Origin of the sequence: Streptomyces puniciscabiei, from assembly GCF_006715785.1 — a bacterium.
GTDB lineage: Bacteria > Actinomycetota > Actinomycetes > Streptomycetales > Streptomycetaceae > Streptomyces > Streptomyces puniciscabiei.
In genome coordinates this window covers 2,497,057-2,512,580 of record NZ_VFNX01000001.1, presented here as the reverse complement: position 1 = coordinate 2,512,580, position 15,524 = coordinate 2,497,057, and the positions used below count along the sequence as shown (strand labels likewise).

Below are 15,524 nucleotides of genomic sequence, written 5' to 3'. Positions count from 1 at the left end.
GACCACCACACAGGCGCGATGATCGGGGAACTCCATGCGCACCGTCTCCCGGACCTTCTCCCGCCGGGGAGTACTCGGCCTCGGCGCGGGTGCCGCGGCCGCCGCCACCCTCGCCGGTTGCGGGAGCCACACGTCATCGGACGGCACCGGGGCCGCGGACGGTTCCGGCGGCGGAAAGAACGGCGGCAAGGGCGGCGACGCGAGCGGCGCGCCCCAGGGCCGGCTCATCGGGGACGGCTCCACGTCCTTCACCGGCAAGCAGCCGCACCAGCCGGCCGCGCCGGAGCCGCTGGAGCCCGGCCAGGCCCCGCCGCAGTTCGTGGTCTTCTCCTGGGACGGCGCGGGCGAGGTCGGCAACGGACTCTTCCCGCGCTTCCTGGACCTCGCCAAGGAGTACGGCGCGAGCATGACCTTCTTCCTGTCGGGGCTGTACCTGCTGCCCGAGTCGAAGAAGCGTCTGTACGTCCCGCCGAACAACAAGATCGGCGCCTCCGACATCGGCTACCTCAGCGACGAGCACATCAAGGCCACGCTGACCAACGTCCGCCGGGCCTGGCTCGAAGGCCACGAGATCGGCACCCACTTCAACGGCCACTTCTGCGGCGAGGCCCACACCTCGGTCAAGTGGTGGACGCCCCAGCAGTGGCACAGCGAGATCAAGCAGGCCAAGTCCTTCGTCAAGAACTGGAAGACCAACACCGGCCTCACCGACATGCCGGCCCTGCCGTTCGACTACGACAAGGAACTGGTCGGCGGCCGTACGCCCTGCCTGCTCAACCAGGAGAACCTGCTGCCCACCGCCCGCGAGCTGGGCTGGCGCTACGACGCCTCCTCGCCGGGCGGGCTGCAGATGTGGCCGGTGAAGAAGCAGGGGCTGTGGGACCTCCCGCTGCAGGAGATACCTTTCCCCGGCAGGAAGTTCCAGGTCCTCTCGATGGACTACAACATGATGTTCAACCAGTCGCAGAACTCGACCAAGGCGCCGGCCTACAACTACCCGGCCTGGCGCGAGCAGGCGGCCGGGGCGTACATCGCCGGCTTCAAGCGGGCGTACTTCTCGAACCGGGCGCCGTTCTTCATCGGCAACCACTTCGAGCACTGGAACGGCGGCATCTACATGGACGCCGTCGAGCAGGCCTTCAAGCACATCGCGCAGGCGAAGGAGAAGGGCGCCGACGTCCGGCTGGTCTCCTTCCGGCAGTTCTGCGACTGGATCGACGTGCAGAAGCCCGAGGTGCTCGCCAAGCTGCGCACGCTCGCGCCCGGACAGGCTCCGGCCGGCGGCTGGAAGACCTTCCTCGCGTAGCCGCCCACCCGCCCGCCTGCCGGAAATGTCCCGTGTAAATACGCCCTGAAATGCGGTTTTCCGCCCGGCAGGGGGGCGCCACAGGGCGCCGGAGGGGACATGCGAAACTTTTCACATGAGTACCCGTAGCCGCGCCGTCCTGCTCAGCGCCGTGGCCGCCGTCGCGGCCCTGACCCTGTCCGCGTGCGGCAAGGGCGGCACTTCCGGCGGCGGTGGCAACACGAACTTCGTCACCGGCAACAACGGCATCGCCACCGTCCCGGCGGGCAAGCGCACCAGTGCCCCGGACCTGTCCGGCAAGACCATCGACGGCAGGACCCTCGACGTCGCCGACTACAAGGGCCAGGTCGTCGTCATCAACGTCTGGGGCTCCTGGTGCAGTCCGTGCCGTGAGGAGGCCCAGTACTTCGCCAAGGTCTCGAAGGAGTACCAGGGCAAGGGCGTGCAGTTCGTCGGCATCAACACCCGGGACACCAGCACCACTCCCGCCGTCGCCTTCGAGAAGGAACACGGGATCGGCTACCCCAGCCTGTACGACCCCACGGGCAGGCTGATGCTCCGCTTCAAGAAGGGCACCCTCAACCCGCAGCTGATCCCCTCCACGCTCGTCATCGACAGGCAGGGGAAGGTCGCCGCGCGGGCCCTGGAGGCGCTCGACGACACCACGCTGCTGAAGATGCTCAAGCCGGTCCTCGCGGAGAAGTGACGTGAGCGCGATGCTGACGCTGGCCGCAGCGGGCCAGAACCAGACCGTGCTGCACGGCGCGCTGCTCGTCGCCGCGCCCGTGGCCCTGCTCGGCGGCCTGGTCTCCTTCTTCTCGCCGTGCGTGCTGCCGCTGGTCCCCGGCTACCTCTCCTACGTCACCGGCGTGGCGGGCACCGACCTGGCCGAGGCCCGGCGGGGCCGGATGGTCGCCGGCGCCTCCCTGTTCGTCCTCGGCTTCAGCGCCGTGTTCATCTCCGGCGGTGCGCTGTTCGGCTACTTCGGCTCGACCCTGCAGGAGTACAAGGACGTCCTGTCCAAGGTGCTCGGCGTGCTCATGGTCCTCATGGGCGTGTTCTTCATGGGGCTGATGCCCTGGTTCACCCAGCGCGAGTTCCGCTTCCACAAGCGGCCGGCCACGGGACTGGTGGGCGCGCCGGTCATAGGCGCCCTCTTCGGCATCGGCTGGACACCCTGTCTCGGCCCGACCCTGTCGTCGGTGAACCTCCTCGCCTGGAACGAGTCGAGCGCGGGACGCGGCGCCCTGCTGACGGTCGTCTACTGCCTCGGCCTCGGCGTCCCCTTCGTGCTCACCGCGATCGCCTTCCGCAAGGCGCTCGGTGCCTTCGGCTGGGTCAAGCGCCACTATGTCTGGGTGCTGCGCGTCGGCGGCTCGATGATGATCGTCACCGGTGTGCTGCTGCTGACCGGTGCCTGGGACAGCCTGGTGCAGCAGATGCAGACCTGGTCCAACGGCTTCACTGTGGGGATCTGATCGATGAGCAAGACCGAAACCGACAAGAGCCAGGACCAGGCGGCCGCGGACCAGGAGGATCTCGGCGCGGCCGGCTCCCAGCTGTCCACCGCCCCGGCGGAGGAGCTCTCCGTCGCGCCGGGGCTCGGCGTCATCGGCTGGGCCCGCTGGTTCTGGCGGCAGCTGACCTCCATGCGGGTCGCGCTGCTGCTGCTCCTGCTGCTCTCGCTCGGCGCGATCCCCGGCTCGCTCATCCCGCAGACCGGCGCCGACCTCAACAAGGTCGACGACTTCCGCAAGGCCCACAGGACGCTCGCGCCGATCTACGACGAGCTCGGCCTGTTCCACGTCTACAGCTCGGTGTGGTTCTCCGCGATCTACATCCTGCTGTTCGTCTCCCTCATCGGCTGCATCGTCCCGCGTACCTGGCAGTTCGTCGGCCAGCTGCGCGGCCGGCCGCCGGGCGCCCCCAAGCGGCTGACCCGGCTGCCCGCCTACACGACGTGGCGTACGGCCGCCGACCCCGAGCAGGTCCGCGAGGCCGCGCTCGCGCTGCTGAGGAAGCGCCGCTTCCGCGCCCATGTCGCCGGTGACGCCGTCGCCGCCGAGAAGGGCTATGTGCGCGAACTGGGCAACCTGGTCTTCCACATCGCCCTGATCGTGCTGCTGGTCGCCTTCGCCTCCGGCCAGCTGTACAAGTCGGACGGCACCAAGCTGATGGTGGAGGGCGACGGCTTCTCCAACGCGCTGCCGATGTACGACGACTTCAAGTCCGGCACCCTGTTCCAGAACGACGACCTCGTGCCGTTCAGCTTCGACCTGAAGAAGTTCACCGGCACCTACGAGGTCTCCGGCCCCAACAAGGGCACGCCGCGCACCTACGAGGCGAAGGTCGACTACAGCGTCGGTGCGTACGGCAAGCAGAAGTCGACCACCATCAAGGTCAACCAGCCGCTGCACATCGGCGACGCCAAGGTCTACCTCGTCAGCCACGGCTACGCGCCGGTCGTCACGGTCCGCGACGGCAAGGGCAACGTGGTCTACCGCGACGCCGTACCGCTGCTGCCGCTCGACGGGAACGTCACCTCCAACGGTGTGATCAAGGTGATGGACGGCTACCGGAACGCCCAGGGCCAGAAGGAACAGCTCGGCTTCCAGGCCTTCTTCGTGCCCACCTTCGACCCGAAGGCCGGCACGATGCTCTCCCAGTTCCCCGCGCTGGTGAACCCGCTGCTCGCGGTGAACGCCTACCACGGCGACCTCGGCGTCAACGCCGGCATCCCGCAGAGCGTGTACCAGCTGGACAAGACGCACATGAAGGCGTTCAAGGACGGCAAGGGCCAGCTGCTGAAGAAGCTCCTGCAGCCGGGCGACACCATGACGCTGCCGAACGGCGCCGGGTCCATCACCTTCGAGAAGGACATCAAGGAGTGGGCCGGCTTCGAGATCGTCCAGGAGCCCGGCAGCGGCTGGGCGCTCGGCGGTGCCCTCGCCGCGATCTTCGGCCTGGCCGCCTCCCTGTTCATCCAGCGGCGCCGGGTGTGGGTGCGCGCGGTGCGCGGCGCCGACGGCGTGACGGTCGTCGAGATGGCCGGGCTCGGCCGCAGCGAGTCCGCCAAGGTGCCCGAGGAGCTGGGCGACCTCGCCGGAATCCTCTACGACCAGGCGCCGGGGGCACCCGACCCCGACGACGACCCTTCAGAATCCTCCGACACCCCAGTCGTACCTGCCGAAGGGGCTGAGAAGTGACTCTCGCCGCCGCAACCAACGAACACCTGGCGAGCATCAGCAACACGCTGATCTACTCGTCGATGGCCGTCTACACCCTGGCCTTCTTCGCGTACATCGCCGAATGGCTCTTCGGCAGCCGCAGCAAGGTGGCCCGTACGGCCGCCGCGCTGACCGCGAGCACGGAGACCTCCGCGAAGGCTCCCACGGTCACCGTGAAGCAGGCCGGGAGCACCGCCGTGCTGGAGCGGCCCAAGGTCGTCGTGCGCTCGGCCTCCGGCGCCCGCGACGTTCCGGACGGTCCCGGCGCGCACGGCGGGGACGCGCAGGGCGACCTCTACGGCCGTATCGCCGTCTCGCTCACCGTGCTCGCCTTCCTGGTGGAGCTGGGCGGCGTCGTCGCCCGCGCGGCCTCCGTGCAGCGGGCGCCGTGGGGCAACATGTACGAGTTCAACATCACCTTCTCCACGGTGGCCGTCGGCGTGTACCTCGCGCTGCTGGCACTGAAGAAGAACGTGCGCTGGCTCGGGCTGTTCCTGATCACCACGGTCCTGCTCGACCTGGGCCTCGCGGTCACCGTCCTGTACACGGCCAGCGACCAGCTGGTCCCGGCCCTGCACTCGTACTGGCTGTACATCCACGTCTCCACCGCGATCTTCTGCGGCGCGGTGTTCTACGTCGGCGCGGTCGCCACGATCCTGTACCTGTTCAAGGACTCGTACGAGAACAAGCTGCAGACCGGTGGCAAGCCCGGCGCCTTCGCGACCTCGGTCCTGGAGCGCCTGCCCGCCTCGGCCTCGCTGGACAAGTTCGCCTACCGGGTCAACGCGGCCGTCTTCCCGCTGTGGACGTTCACGATCATCGCGGGCGCGATCTGGGCGGGCGACGCCTGGGGCCGCTACTGGAACTGGGACCCGAAGGAGACCTGGTCCTTCATCACCTGGGTCGCCTACGCCTGCTACCTGCACGCCCGCGCGACGGCCGGCTGGAAGGGCCGCAAGGCCGCCTACCTGGCGATGATCGCCTTCGGCTGCTGGCTGTTCAACTACTACGGCGTCAACATCTTCGTCAGCGGCAAGCACTCCTACGCGGGCGTGTGAGCCGAGGGTCGCCCACACTGGTGTCATGAGCGGTTCCATCGCACAGGGCACCAGCCAGACCCACGGGAACACGCACATACTCCACTTCCTGGTGCGGCTCCCGAGGCCCATGGAAGACGTCTGGCCGGCGGTGGCCACCCCCGAGGGACTCACGGGGTGGTGCACCGCCGTCGGCGTTCTGGAGCCCCGGCTGGGCGGCACGGTCGTCCTGGGTGAACTGGGCACCGGCCGGGTCACGGCCTGGGACGTGGACCGGGTCGCGGAGTACACGGTCGAGGGTGGCCGGATCCGGTTCCACCTGGAGCGGGAGGGGGACACGGCGAGCGTGCTGCGCTTCACCCGCGAGTTCCGGGGCGAGGGCGACTCGGAGTCCCAGTGGCGCCACAGATTCGAACGTCTGATCGGCCAGCTGGGGTCCTCCTAGGTCAGCACACCGCGGACAGGGTGCCGTGGGCCACCGAGGCGATGTGGTCGCGCAGCCGCTCGACGTACAGGCGCAGGTTCTTCGCCGCCACGTCCGTGTCCGGATAGCGGGTCGCCAGCCACAGCCCCTCGTGCAGCCGGTTCACCCACACGCACACCTGGTCGCCGTAACTCACCCGCAGCAGCGCGTGCGCCCGCTGCTCGGCCCAGCGCTCGGCGCCGGGGACGGTCCGGGTGTCGACGTAGGAGACGATCGAGTACAGGTCCGGCGAGGTCGGCCGGAAGTCCGCGCCGATCAGGCTCAGTACCCGGGCCAGCGGCATCCGCGCCAGCGAGCGGTTGGCCTGCAGCTCCGCGCGCACCGCCCGCAGGGTGTCCGGGAAGCCCGTCGCAGGGCCCACCGGGACCTCGATCGGGGCGCCGCCCACGTACCAGCCCACCGAGTCGCTCCAGCGCGACTTCACCCGGGTGTGGAACGGCACCACCGTCCGGTACACCGGCTGCCCGCCCAGTTCGTGCACGATCAGCCCGGTCGCGGCGAGCAGACCGACCAGGCTGCCGCCGTACGGCCTGCAGAACGCCTCGAACGCGGCCGCCTCGGCCGCGTCCGCCAGCGGCTCGCACAGCATCCGCTGCCTCGGCAGCGGGCCGCCCGGCTCCAGGCCGAGGTCGACCGGGAAGCCCGGCAGCATGCCGTCGCAGCGCCGGATGAACGCGCGCCAGCGGCCGACGATCGCGTGCCGGGCGTCGATGCCGTCCGCGTCGGCGCGCTCGATCTCGCAGAAGTCGACATAACTGGCCGCTGGGGCACGGGAGCCGGGGTCGGTGTCGGCCAGGCCCGCCGTGTACAGCTCGTGCACCTCGGCGGCGATCCGGGTCAGGGAGTAGGCGTCGACGTTGCTGTGGTCGAAGGCCATGTACACGCTGGCGCCGTCGTCCCGTACGACCGCCGTGTAGATCAGGTTCGGCCAGCGCAGCGCGTCCGCGACGGTGTCGAAGCGGTCCTGGAGGTGCCGGACCAGCGCGTCCGCGTCCGGGAAGTCGCCCGCGTCCGCCCGCTCCAGGGACACGTCGGCGGCCTCCAGGGTGAACCGGCGCAGGTCGTCACCGGCCCAGCGGAAGCCGCTGCGCAGCGTCTCGTGCCGCACCGTCCACGCGCGCAGCGCCTCCTGGAGCACGTCGAGGTCGACCGGGCCCGGCAGGTCGAAGGCGGTGCCGAGCCAGGTCGGCACGAACAGTCCGTCCTCCCGGACGCAGCGGGCGGTCCTGATGTGCGACTCCTGGATGTAGGCCGGGGGGCGGGAGTCCTCCGGGAGTGACGTCGCCGCCGCCACCGTCGCCGGGCTCAGTGTCCACTCGACGAGCCGTCCCGGCCGGACCTCGCAGCGCTGGATGTCAGTGATTCGCACGCGTCTCCCATCGCAAGAAGGGGGCCCTGGTTGTGGGCCCCCTTCAAGGCCAATGCCGTGGGACGCGGCCGGGACATGCCCGTCGGGTTCATTTCAACGGAACGGGTGACGGTGCGAACGCGGGAGCGAATGGTGGATGATGCGGTCGGGGCGGGTTCAGCCGACGGTGATCGAGTCCAGCTTCTCGCGCAGGTACACATGGGAGTCGACCGGCGGGTACGCCACCCGGCCCACCGGCGCCGGCACGGACTCCACGCGGGTGCCCGGGGTGCACTCGCCGAAGTACACCAGCGACATCAGCTCCTCGGCGGGCGCGTCGACGGGCGGGGGCAGCACCCGGTGCCGCCCGGACCGCCAGCGGTCACCGGTCCAACGGGCCAGGAGGTCACCGATGTTGATGGTGAAGGCGTCCGGGTCGTACGGCGCGTCCTCCCAGCCGCCGGCGTCCGTGTACACCTGGAGCCCGCCCTTCCCGGCCTGCCGGTCGAGGATGGTCACGGTGCCGAAGTCGGTGTGCGGCCCGATCCGGAACTGCCCGGGCAGCGGCTCGCCGACGACGTCCGTGCCCGGATACCAGTTGATGTTGAAGCCGTACGTCGGATGGTCCATGTGCCGGGAGAAGAAGTCGCGTTCGAGTCCCAGCGCGTAGCCCAGCAGCGACAGCAGCTCCTTCTCCAGGGCGGCCATGCGGGACAGATAGGTCCTGCACAGCGTCCGGAGGTCGGGCACCTCGGCCGGCCAGACATTGGGCGCGTACCACTCGGCGTTGACGACCGGGTCCTCGAACGGTTCGTCCGTCGCGAAGGTCAGCGACTCCTTCAGGTCGGGCGGCGTCTCGGTGCCCTCCGCGTACCCGTTGGCCTCGGCACCGGGCCCCAGCCAGCCCCGGCCGCCGACCTTCGCCTCGTACCGCTGCTTGACCCCGGCGGGCAGCAGGAAGAACTCCCGGGCCGCCCGCCGGATCCCCGCCCGCAGCCCCGGTTCCACCCCGTGCCCGGTCACCAGCAGGAACCCGGCGGTCTGCAGCGCCCCGTCGACGGTACGGGCGAGGGCGGCCCGGGCCTTCTCGTCACCGGCCAGCCAGGGCCGCAGGTCGATGGTGGGAACACGCGTGTCAGTCACCGATGTCCTCGTTCCACAACTCGGGGTTGTCCTTCACGAAGGCGCGCATCACGGCGACGCACTCGGGGTCCTCCAGCACCAGGACCTCGACCCCGTGCTCGGCCAGCCAGTCGTGGCCCCCGTGGAAGGTGGTGGCCTCACCGATCACCACCCGGGAGATGCCGAACTGGCGGACCAGGCCGCTGCAGTACCAGCAGGGCGAGAGCGTGGTGACCATGGTCGTGCCACGGTAGGTGCGCTGCCGTCCCGCCGCACGGAAGGCGGCCGTCTCGGCGTGCATCGAGGGGTCCCCGTCCTGGACCCGGCGGTTGTGGCCCCGGCCCAGGAGCGTGCCCTCGGGCCCGTAGAGCGCGGCGCCGACGGGGACCCCGCCTTCACCCAGCCCGGCACGGGCCTCCGCCAGGGCGACACCGAGCCAGCCACGGGCCTGCTGTACGTCCATGGCTTCACTGTGCTGTGCCGGGAGGTGCGGAGCAACAAGGCAGGCTGGGCCAGGAGCCGGCCGCTATCCGCCGATCATCCCGATGACCGCCTGTACCGCCTCGGCCACCGGCCGGCCGACGGCCCCGACGGTGGCGGCGATCCCGGCGATCGCCATCAGTGCCCGGTGCCGCTCCTGCGCGGGCACGGCGGCGTCGGGGCTGAGGGCGGGCAGGGACTCGTCCAGGAGCTGGGCGCTGGGCGTCGGCACCTGCGCCCGCAACTCGGCGATCTGCCGGTGCAGTTCGGCGAGGGCGGCGACCAGGGCCGGGTCCGGCTGCCCGGCTCCGGCGCCCGCCTGGTTCTTGACGATGCCCTGGTTGCCCTGGCCGCCGTACATGTTCACGTTGTCGCCGTAGTAGTAGTTCGTGCCGCTCATGCGCCGATCCCCACGTTTCCGCTGCCGCCGTACATGTTGACGTTGTCGCCGAAGTAGTAGTTCTTCGGCGAGACGGTGAGGCTCTCCACCGTGACCTTGAACTCGGCCTCCGGGTGATCGATGGCGTAGGAGATCTGGCCGACGATCTGGTCCAGCTGCCGCGGGTCCTGGCTGGTGACCAGCGCGGTGGACGCACCCGAGGTCTCCACCGCGAGCACGTGCTGCGGTGGGGCCGTCAGCACGCCGAGCATGTCGATGAAGAAGTAGATCTCGGCGACGACGGCCACGATCCAGATGAAGGTGACATAGCCGGCCGCGCCGGAGTTCTGCTCCCCGCCTCCCCCGAAGGCGAGGGAGGGCAGGCTCGGCAGCATCGCGATGAAGCCGACGACCAGCGTGGCGGCGGTGTACCGCAGGAACCGCATCACCGCCTCCTTGCGCTTGGGGCGCATGACGAAGGAGTAGACGCGGGCGATGTTCGCCAGCGGGTACACCGCCGCCCCGATCCACAGGATCCGCTTGCTCACCCGGAGGTCGAGCCGGAGCGGCGTCGGGTGCGCCGGTGGTGCGGGGACGTCCGGCATGAGCGGCGCAGCGGCGGGGGCGGCGGGCGGCGCGGCCGGTGCGGCCGCCGGGGCCTGTGTGGTGGGCGCGGCCGTCGGCGGGGCGGGCGCGGGATCCTGCGCCGGGCGTTCGGGTGGCTGGCCGTTCTGCATCTGTGTCCCCCAGAGGTCGGGCAATCCCTCGCAACTCAGTGACGACCATTAACAACAACCCCGGTGGACGATGGCAAGTCGTTATGAACGGCGAAGTGCCCGCGTCCTGTGAGCAGTTGACGGAGACTCAGTCGGCCACCCGCAGCAGCAGCTTCCCCGTGCTCGACCGTCCCCCCATCAGCCGGTGTGCCCGAGCCGCCTCCGCGAGCGGGAACTCGGCCGTCACCGGCAGGGTCACCGTGCCGTCGACCGCCTTCGCGAGCGCCCGCTCCGTCAGCCGGCGCAGGGCGTCCGGCGCGGTCCGGGCCAGGGTCAGGACGGAGAAACCGGAGACCGAGACGCCGAGCGGGGACAGCTCGGGCTGGCCCACGCTCCACGGCTCGGCGCCGCTCGCGTTGCCGTAGGAGACCAGGCGCCCGAACGGTGCGAGCGAGGCCAGTCCGGCGCGCAGGGTGTCGCCGCCGACGGGGTCCAGCACCAGGTCGGCGCCGCGCCCGCCGGTCGCCGCGCGCACCGGCTCCTGGAAGGCGCCGACGAACACCTCGTCGTAGCCGTGGTTCTTGGCGTACTCCGCCTTCGCGGCCGAGGACGCCACGCCGTACACCGCCCCGGCGCCCGCGGCCCGCGCGAGCTGCCCGACCGCCGTGCCGACCCCGCCGGCCGCGCCCTGGACGAGGACCGACTCGCCGGGCTGGAGCCGGCCGACGGTGTGGACCAGCGCGTACGCCGTGGTGAGGACCGTCGGGAGGGTGGCGGCGGTGCGCAGGTCCAGGCCCGGGGGGACCGGGAAGACGGTCGCCGCCCCGGCCACCACCACCTCCGCGTATCCGCCGCTCGCGGTGTGCGCGACCACCTGCTGGCCGACGGTCAGGTCCGTGACGCCGGCGCCGAGCGCCCGGACCCGGCCGGAGACCTCCAGTCCGGGGACGAACGGCAGCGCGGGCACCCGGTAGCCCTCCGCGCGGGCCTTGAGGTCGGCGAAGTTCACGCCGGTCCAGGCCACGTCGATGCCGACCTGCCCGGGTCCTGGTTCCGGCACCTCGGCCGTGACCAGTCGCAGTACCTCGGGACCGCCGTACTCCTGGAACTCCACCGCACGCATGCCGCACCCCTGGCTCGACTCGACTGTTCAATCAAAAGCGAACACTCGTGAGTGTATGGTTTTCATCGAACACTCGGCAAGCGGAAGCGGAAGTGGGCGCGGAAGCGGAAGCGGACGCGGATGCAAGCCGAAGCGCAAGCAGGCCAAAGAGAGGAGCGTGGCGTGGTAGCCGCCAGTCACCGGGCCGCCCCGGAGCACACCCATCCCGACGACGTGCCCGTCCCCACGGCGCTCGCCGCCCTCGCCGACCCCGTGCGCCTCGCCCTGGTCAGGGAGCTGGCCGGCTCCGCCGACTGGACCCGCAGCTGCGGCAGCTTCGACGTGCCGGTGGGCAAGGCCGCGCTCAGCCACCACTTCGCGGTACTGCGCGCGGCCGGCCTGGTGGAGCAGCGGGACGAGGGCCCCCGCCGCGTCAACCGGCTGCGCCGCGCGGAGTTCGACGCCCGCTTCCCGGGACTGCTCGACCTCGTGCTGCGCGACGACTGACCATCACTCCTGACGCTCCTTCACATTCCCTTCGCCTGACGTTTGTTGAGCGTTCCACCCGGCATCGTCCGGGGGGCGGACGATCCTGTCCCCGCTGACGCAGGAGACACGGGTGGTCACACACAGAGCCGAGACCGAAAGACCCCCTCAGACCGGGGAGCCCCGCCTGCGGGTCGGGGAGCCGGCGGACCCGCCCTCGCCGGGCTCCACGGCGCGCCGGTGGTTCCCGCGCGCCGTCGCCGCCGTCACCGCCCTGTGCGCGGTCGTCGTCCTCGCCCAGGGCCATGTCGGCCTGCCCTTCACCCGTATCGTCACGATCGAGGCCAAGATGGCCTCGAAGGCCGACTACTTCGAGGATCCCGAGGTCCAGCGGCTGCTCGTCCGGCACGGCTTCCGGGTGCACATCACCCGCATGGGCTCGCGCGGGATCGCCGCCCAGAGCTACGACGGCTACGACGTCGTGTTCCCCTCCGGGCAGCCCGCCGCCGACCTGATCACCAGGAAGCGCGCGGCCGAGGGCCACCCGGCGACGACGTACCGCCCGTTCGTCAGCCCGGTCGTGCTCGGCACCTACCGCGAGTACGCCGAGACGCTGCACGACGCCGGGATCGCCACCCCGTTACCGGGCGTGCCCGCCGGATCCAAGCCGCTGTACTACTCGCTGAACATGCAGAAGTTCCTGCAGGCGACCGCCGACGGCCGCCGCTGGGACAGCCTCGGCACCGACCGCAGCGGCAGACGCATCGGCATAGACAGCCACGGCATCCACAACGGCAACAAGGTGCTCGCCCAGACCTCCGACATCTGCGAGGCCAACTCCGCCGGCACCTATCTGGGGCTTGTCTCCTACATCTGGAACCACGACAACATCCCGCAGGACACGGCCGAGGCGACCCGCTTCGCCGAGCGGATAAGGCTCCTCCTCAACGACCAGGGCATGCCGTCCTCGGAGAAGAACGAGACCTACGTCTCCGCCGAGGGCAAGAGCATCGCGCCGATCGCGGTGATCTACGAGCACCAGTTCCTGGCCCACCAGATCGCCACCCAGGCCGGCACCGGGCACGTCGACAGCGAGCGTGTGCTGCTCTATCCGTCGGCGCGGTTCATCGCCGAGCCGCAGCTCATCGCGCTCACCCCGGCCGGCGACCGGCTCGGCGACCTGATCACCAGGGACCCGGCGCTGCAGAAGCGGGCGATGGAACTGGGCTTCCGGGTCCGGGACGCCGAGGGCGCCTCCGCCACCAGCGACTCCCTGACCCGGTTCCTCACCGACCACCACATCCAGGCGCCCGTCCTGTCGGACGACGACACCAAGGCGGTGCTGCCCCGGCTCGACCTGCTGGAGAAGATGATCGAGATCGTCGGCGACTGCGACCCCGTGGCGCAGTCGGCCACGGGCGGTGACGCGCCATGACCGCCCGCGCACCGATGGCCGCCCTGTGCCGGGGCCGTGGCCTCCCCGCCGCCCTGTGCCTGGTCCTGCTCGCCGCGCTCGGCCCTCTCGTCTCCTGCTCCGGCGGGGGCGGCGGCCCCGACACCACCCTGCACGTCCTGGCCAGCGACGAACTCGCCGACATGGAACCCCTGTTGGGTCGGCTCCGGCAGGACACCGGGGTCCGCCTGGACATGGACTACCGGCCGACCAACGACGCGAGCGACACCCTGCTGACCGGCCGCCACTCCTACGACCTGGCCTGGCTCTCCTCCGACCGCTACTTCCGGCTGAAGGCCAAGAAGGCGGCCGCCGGGACCCGCCCGGCCGCCATCGTGCAGAGCGCCTCGGTCATGCGCTCCCCGGTCGTCGTCGGCCTCACCCGGGAGGTGGCCCGCACCCTGCGCGCCGAGGCGCCCGGCGGACGCCTGTCCTGGGCGGACCTCGCCGACGCGGCCGCCACCGGCACCGTGCGCTTCGGCATGGCCGACCCCCGGCACAGCAACAGCGGGCTCGCCGCGCTGGTCGGCGTCGCCACCGCCGCGGCCGGCACGGGCAGCGCGCTGAGACCGCAGGACGTCAGCTGCGACCGGCTGCGCGGCTTCCGCTCCGGGCAGACCCTCACCGCCGAGAGCTCCCACGCCCTGCTGGACGCCTTCGCCGAGCACCCCGGACGCACCAACGCCCTGATCACCTACGAGTCCGAACTGCTCACCCTGAACGCCTCCGGGCGCCTCGAGCAGCCCCTGGAGATCGTGCACCCCGCCGACGGCATGGTGCTGTCCGACTATCCGCTGCTCCTGCTCGACCAGCGCAGCCGGGACGCCTACGACCGGGTGGTGAACTGGCTGACCGCCGCCGACCACCAGCGGGAGATCATGCGGCGGACGCTGCGCCGCCCGGTCAGCACCGCCGTGGCCCGCGACCCCCGGCTCACCGCGCCCCTGGACAACGCCCTGTACTTCCCCGACGACCCCGCCGTCCTGGACCGGCTCCTCGCCGACTACGGCGACCCCCGGCGCCGCATCGCCGACCAGGTGATCTTCCTGCTCGACTTCTCCGCCTCCATGCGCGGCTCCCGGACGACCGCGCTCAGGGCCGCGTTCGCCGGGCTCAGCGGGGCGGACTCCTCCGCCACGGGCAAGTTCGTCCGCTTCTACCAGGGCGAGAAGCTGACCGTGATCCGCTTCGGCGGGCGCCCGCTGGCCGAGCGCACGGTCACCGTGCACGGCGGCGCCGACCTCACGGCCCTCACCCGCTTCGTCGCCGACGGCGGCTACGACGGCTCGACGGCCGTCTGGTCCGCCCTGGACCACGGCTACGGCACCGCCGAGCGGGCCCTCGGCGCGGACCCGGGGCGGGCCGTGGCCATCGTGCTGATGACCGACGGCGAGAACAACGCGGGCATCGACCGCGCGACCTTCGTCAGCCGCTACCGGGCGCGGCCCGCCGACGCCCGCGCCGTGCACACCTACCCCGTCCACTTCGGCGACGCGGACGCGGCCGAACTGCGCCAGGTCGCCTCGGTGACCGGTGGCCGCATGGTCGACGCCCGGCACTCGTCCCTGTCCAGCGCGTTCAAGGAGATCCGTGGCTGTTCTTGACGGCACCTGGTGGAGCGCCTGGTGGGGCGCGATGACATGGTGGCTGGTGGCCTTCGCCGGCCTCGTCGTGCTGGCCGTGCTCGTCGTACGGCGGGCCGTGAAGCGGATCGGGAGGACGGTCGAGGAGCCCCACTACCTTCCGCTGTATCTGGACAACGACGCGGTCATGGACGTCTTCAGCATGCGCAACCACCGCTCCGCGCTGCGCAAGGAGGTCGAGGAGCGGAACGTGCGCAACACCGGCTGCCTGGCGGCGATCCCGGTGCTGTCCCTGATGTTCCAGCTCACCGGGGACAGAACCACCGAGATCGTCGCCAAGTACGTCGACGAGAGCAAGCCGATACAGGTGATCGGTCTGCTGCTGTCCGTCCTGGAGCGGGGGGACGGGCTCGCCAAGGTGCGACTGCGGGAGAAGTCCTGGGAGAAGTCCACGGTCACACCCAACCGCGCCCTCCTCGGCGCCGGGGTCACGAACGACGTGGTGCTCAGCGAGATCGGCGAGTTCGTCATGATCACCGGCCGGTTCGAGGCCCAGGACCCCCAGGGCGAGACCCTGGTGATGCGAGCACCCTACGGAGACGGCGAGCAGTCCGCGCACCTGCGGGTCGTCCTGCGCCCCGCCGGGCTGCGTCCCCCGGGCCGACAGCTGCCCGAGGGCCAGTTCCAGGCCCACTGCCTGGGCAAGGTGACGACCTGGCGCCCCGACACCCGCGAGGTCGTGCTGCAGTACCCGGTGGCCGTCTTCCAGTGAACCGGGGTCCTCGGCACCGCCGATGAGGG

16 protein-coding genes are annotated in these 15,524 nt (G+C 70.9%); 10 read left to right on the top strand and 6 right to left on the bottom strand.

The window, feature by feature from the left end:
* The first annotated feature begins 34 nt into the window (after positions 1–34).
* From FB563_RS11405 to FB563_RS11380, 6 genes are all read left to right on the top strand, one after another.
* Positions 35–1,306, top strand: coding sequence for a polysaccharide deacetylase family protein (locus FB563_RS11405; RefSeq protein WP_055706366.1), 1,272 nt, complete (start codon positions 35–37; stop codon positions 1,304–1,306).
* A gap of 115 nt (positions 1,307–1,421) precedes the next feature.
* A complete protein-coding gene (locus FB563_RS11400) occupies positions 1,422–2,012 on the top strand; it encodes a TlpA family protein disulfide reductase (RefSeq protein ID WP_055706365.1) in 591 nt (196 codons plus the stop codon).
* A gap of 10 nt (positions 2,013–2,022) precedes the next feature.
* The gene (locus tag FB563_RS11395; protein ID WP_055706414.1) at positions 2,023–2,784 is read left to right on the top strand and encodes a cytochrome c biogenesis CcdA family protein; all 762 of its coding nucleotides are present in this window, start codon (positions 2,023–2,025) and stop codon (positions 2,782–2,784) included.
* A gap of 3 nt (positions 2,785–2,787) precedes the next feature.
* On the top strand, positions 2,788–4,512 hold the full coding sequence (gene resB / locus FB563_RS11390) for a cytochrome c biogenesis protein ResB (RefSeq protein WP_055706364.1): 1,725 nt from the start codon (positions 2,788–2,790) through the stop codon (positions 4,510–4,512).
* Complete coding sequence (gene ccsB / locus FB563_RS11385; protein ID WP_055706363.1) at positions 4,509–5,591, top strand: c-type cytochrome biogenesis protein CcsB; 1,083 nt, start codon at positions 4,509–4,511, stop codon at positions 5,589–5,591. The genes resB and ccsB overlap by 4 nt, the downstream gene beginning before the upstream one ends.
* A 25-nt stretch (positions 5,592–5,616) precedes the next feature.
* On the top strand, positions 5,617–6,015 hold the full coding sequence (locus FB563_RS11380) for an SRPBCC family protein (RefSeq protein WP_055706362.1): 399 nt from the start codon (positions 5,617–5,619) through the stop codon (positions 6,013–6,015).
* Position 6,016: 1 nt separating this feature from the next.
* On the opposite strand, the gene FB563_RS11375 is transcribed toward FB563_RS11380, so the two are convergent.
* From FB563_RS11375 to FB563_RS11350, 6 genes are all read right to left on the bottom strand, one after another.
* Positions 6,017–7,423: a condensation domain-containing protein gene (locus FB563_RS11375; protein ID WP_055706361.1), complete on the bottom strand. Its 1,407-nt coding sequence runs from the start codon at positions 7,421–7,423 to the stop codon at positions 6,017–6,019.
* A 156-nt stretch (positions 7,424–7,579) separates the two neighbouring features.
* Entirely contained in the window at positions 7,580–8,545 is a 966-nt protein-coding gene (locus FB563_RS11370) for an isopenicillin N synthase family dioxygenase (protein ID WP_055706360.1), read from the bottom strand.
* Positions 8,538–8,987 (bottom strand): nucleoside deaminase, encoded by a 450-nt coding sequence (locus FB563_RS11365; protein WP_055706359.1) that lies wholly within the window; start codon positions 8,985–8,987, stop codon positions 8,538–8,540. The genes FB563_RS11370 and FB563_RS11365 overlap by 8 nt, the downstream gene beginning before the upstream one ends.
* A 63-nt stretch (positions 8,988–9,050) precedes the next feature.
* Positions 9,051–9,404, bottom strand: coding sequence for a hypothetical protein (locus tag FB563_RS11360; protein WP_055706358.1), 354 nt, complete (start codon positions 9,402–9,404; stop codon positions 9,051–9,053).
* Positions 9,401–10,120 (bottom strand): DUF6232 family protein, encoded by a 720-nt coding sequence (locus FB563_RS11355; protein ID WP_244329017.1) that lies wholly within the window; start codon positions 10,118–10,120, stop codon positions 9,401–9,403. The genes FB563_RS11360 and FB563_RS11355 overlap by 4 nt, the downstream gene beginning before the upstream one ends.
* A 127-nt stretch (positions 10,121–10,247) precedes the next feature.
* Positions 10,248–11,222, bottom strand: a complete 975-nt coding sequence (locus FB563_RS11350; protein ID WP_055707820.1) for a quinone oxidoreductase family protein — start codon at positions 11,220–11,222, stop codon at positions 10,248–10,250.
* Between the two features lie 120 nt (positions 11,223–11,342).
* Between FB563_RS11350 and FB563_RS11345 the strand changes: the two genes are divergently transcribed.
* From FB563_RS11345 to FB563_RS11330, 4 genes are all read left to right on the top strand, one after another.
* A complete protein-coding gene (locus FB563_RS11345) occupies positions 11,343–11,708 on the top strand; it encodes an ArsR/SmtB family transcription factor (RefSeq protein ID WP_055707819.1) in 366 nt (121 codons plus the stop codon).
* Positions 11,709–11,820: 112 nt separating this feature from the next.
* Complete coding sequence (locus FB563_RS11340) at positions 11,821–13,122, top strand: hypothetical protein (protein ID WP_234357853.1); 1,302 nt, start codon at positions 11,821–11,823, stop codon at positions 13,120–13,122.
* Complete coding sequence (locus FB563_RS11335; protein WP_079048915.1) at positions 13,119–14,744, top strand: vWA domain-containing protein; 1,626 nt, start codon at positions 13,119–13,121, stop codon at positions 14,742–14,744. The genes FB563_RS11340 and FB563_RS11335 overlap by 4 nt, the downstream gene beginning before the upstream one ends.
* Positions 14,731–15,495 (top strand): hypothetical protein, encoded by a 765-nt coding sequence (locus FB563_RS11330; protein WP_142218622.1) that lies wholly within the window; start codon positions 14,731–14,733, stop codon positions 15,493–15,495. Before FB563_RS11335 ends, FB563_RS11330 begins: the two co-directional genes overlap by 14 nt.
* The last annotated feature ends 29 nt before the right edge of the window (positions 15,496–15,524 follow it).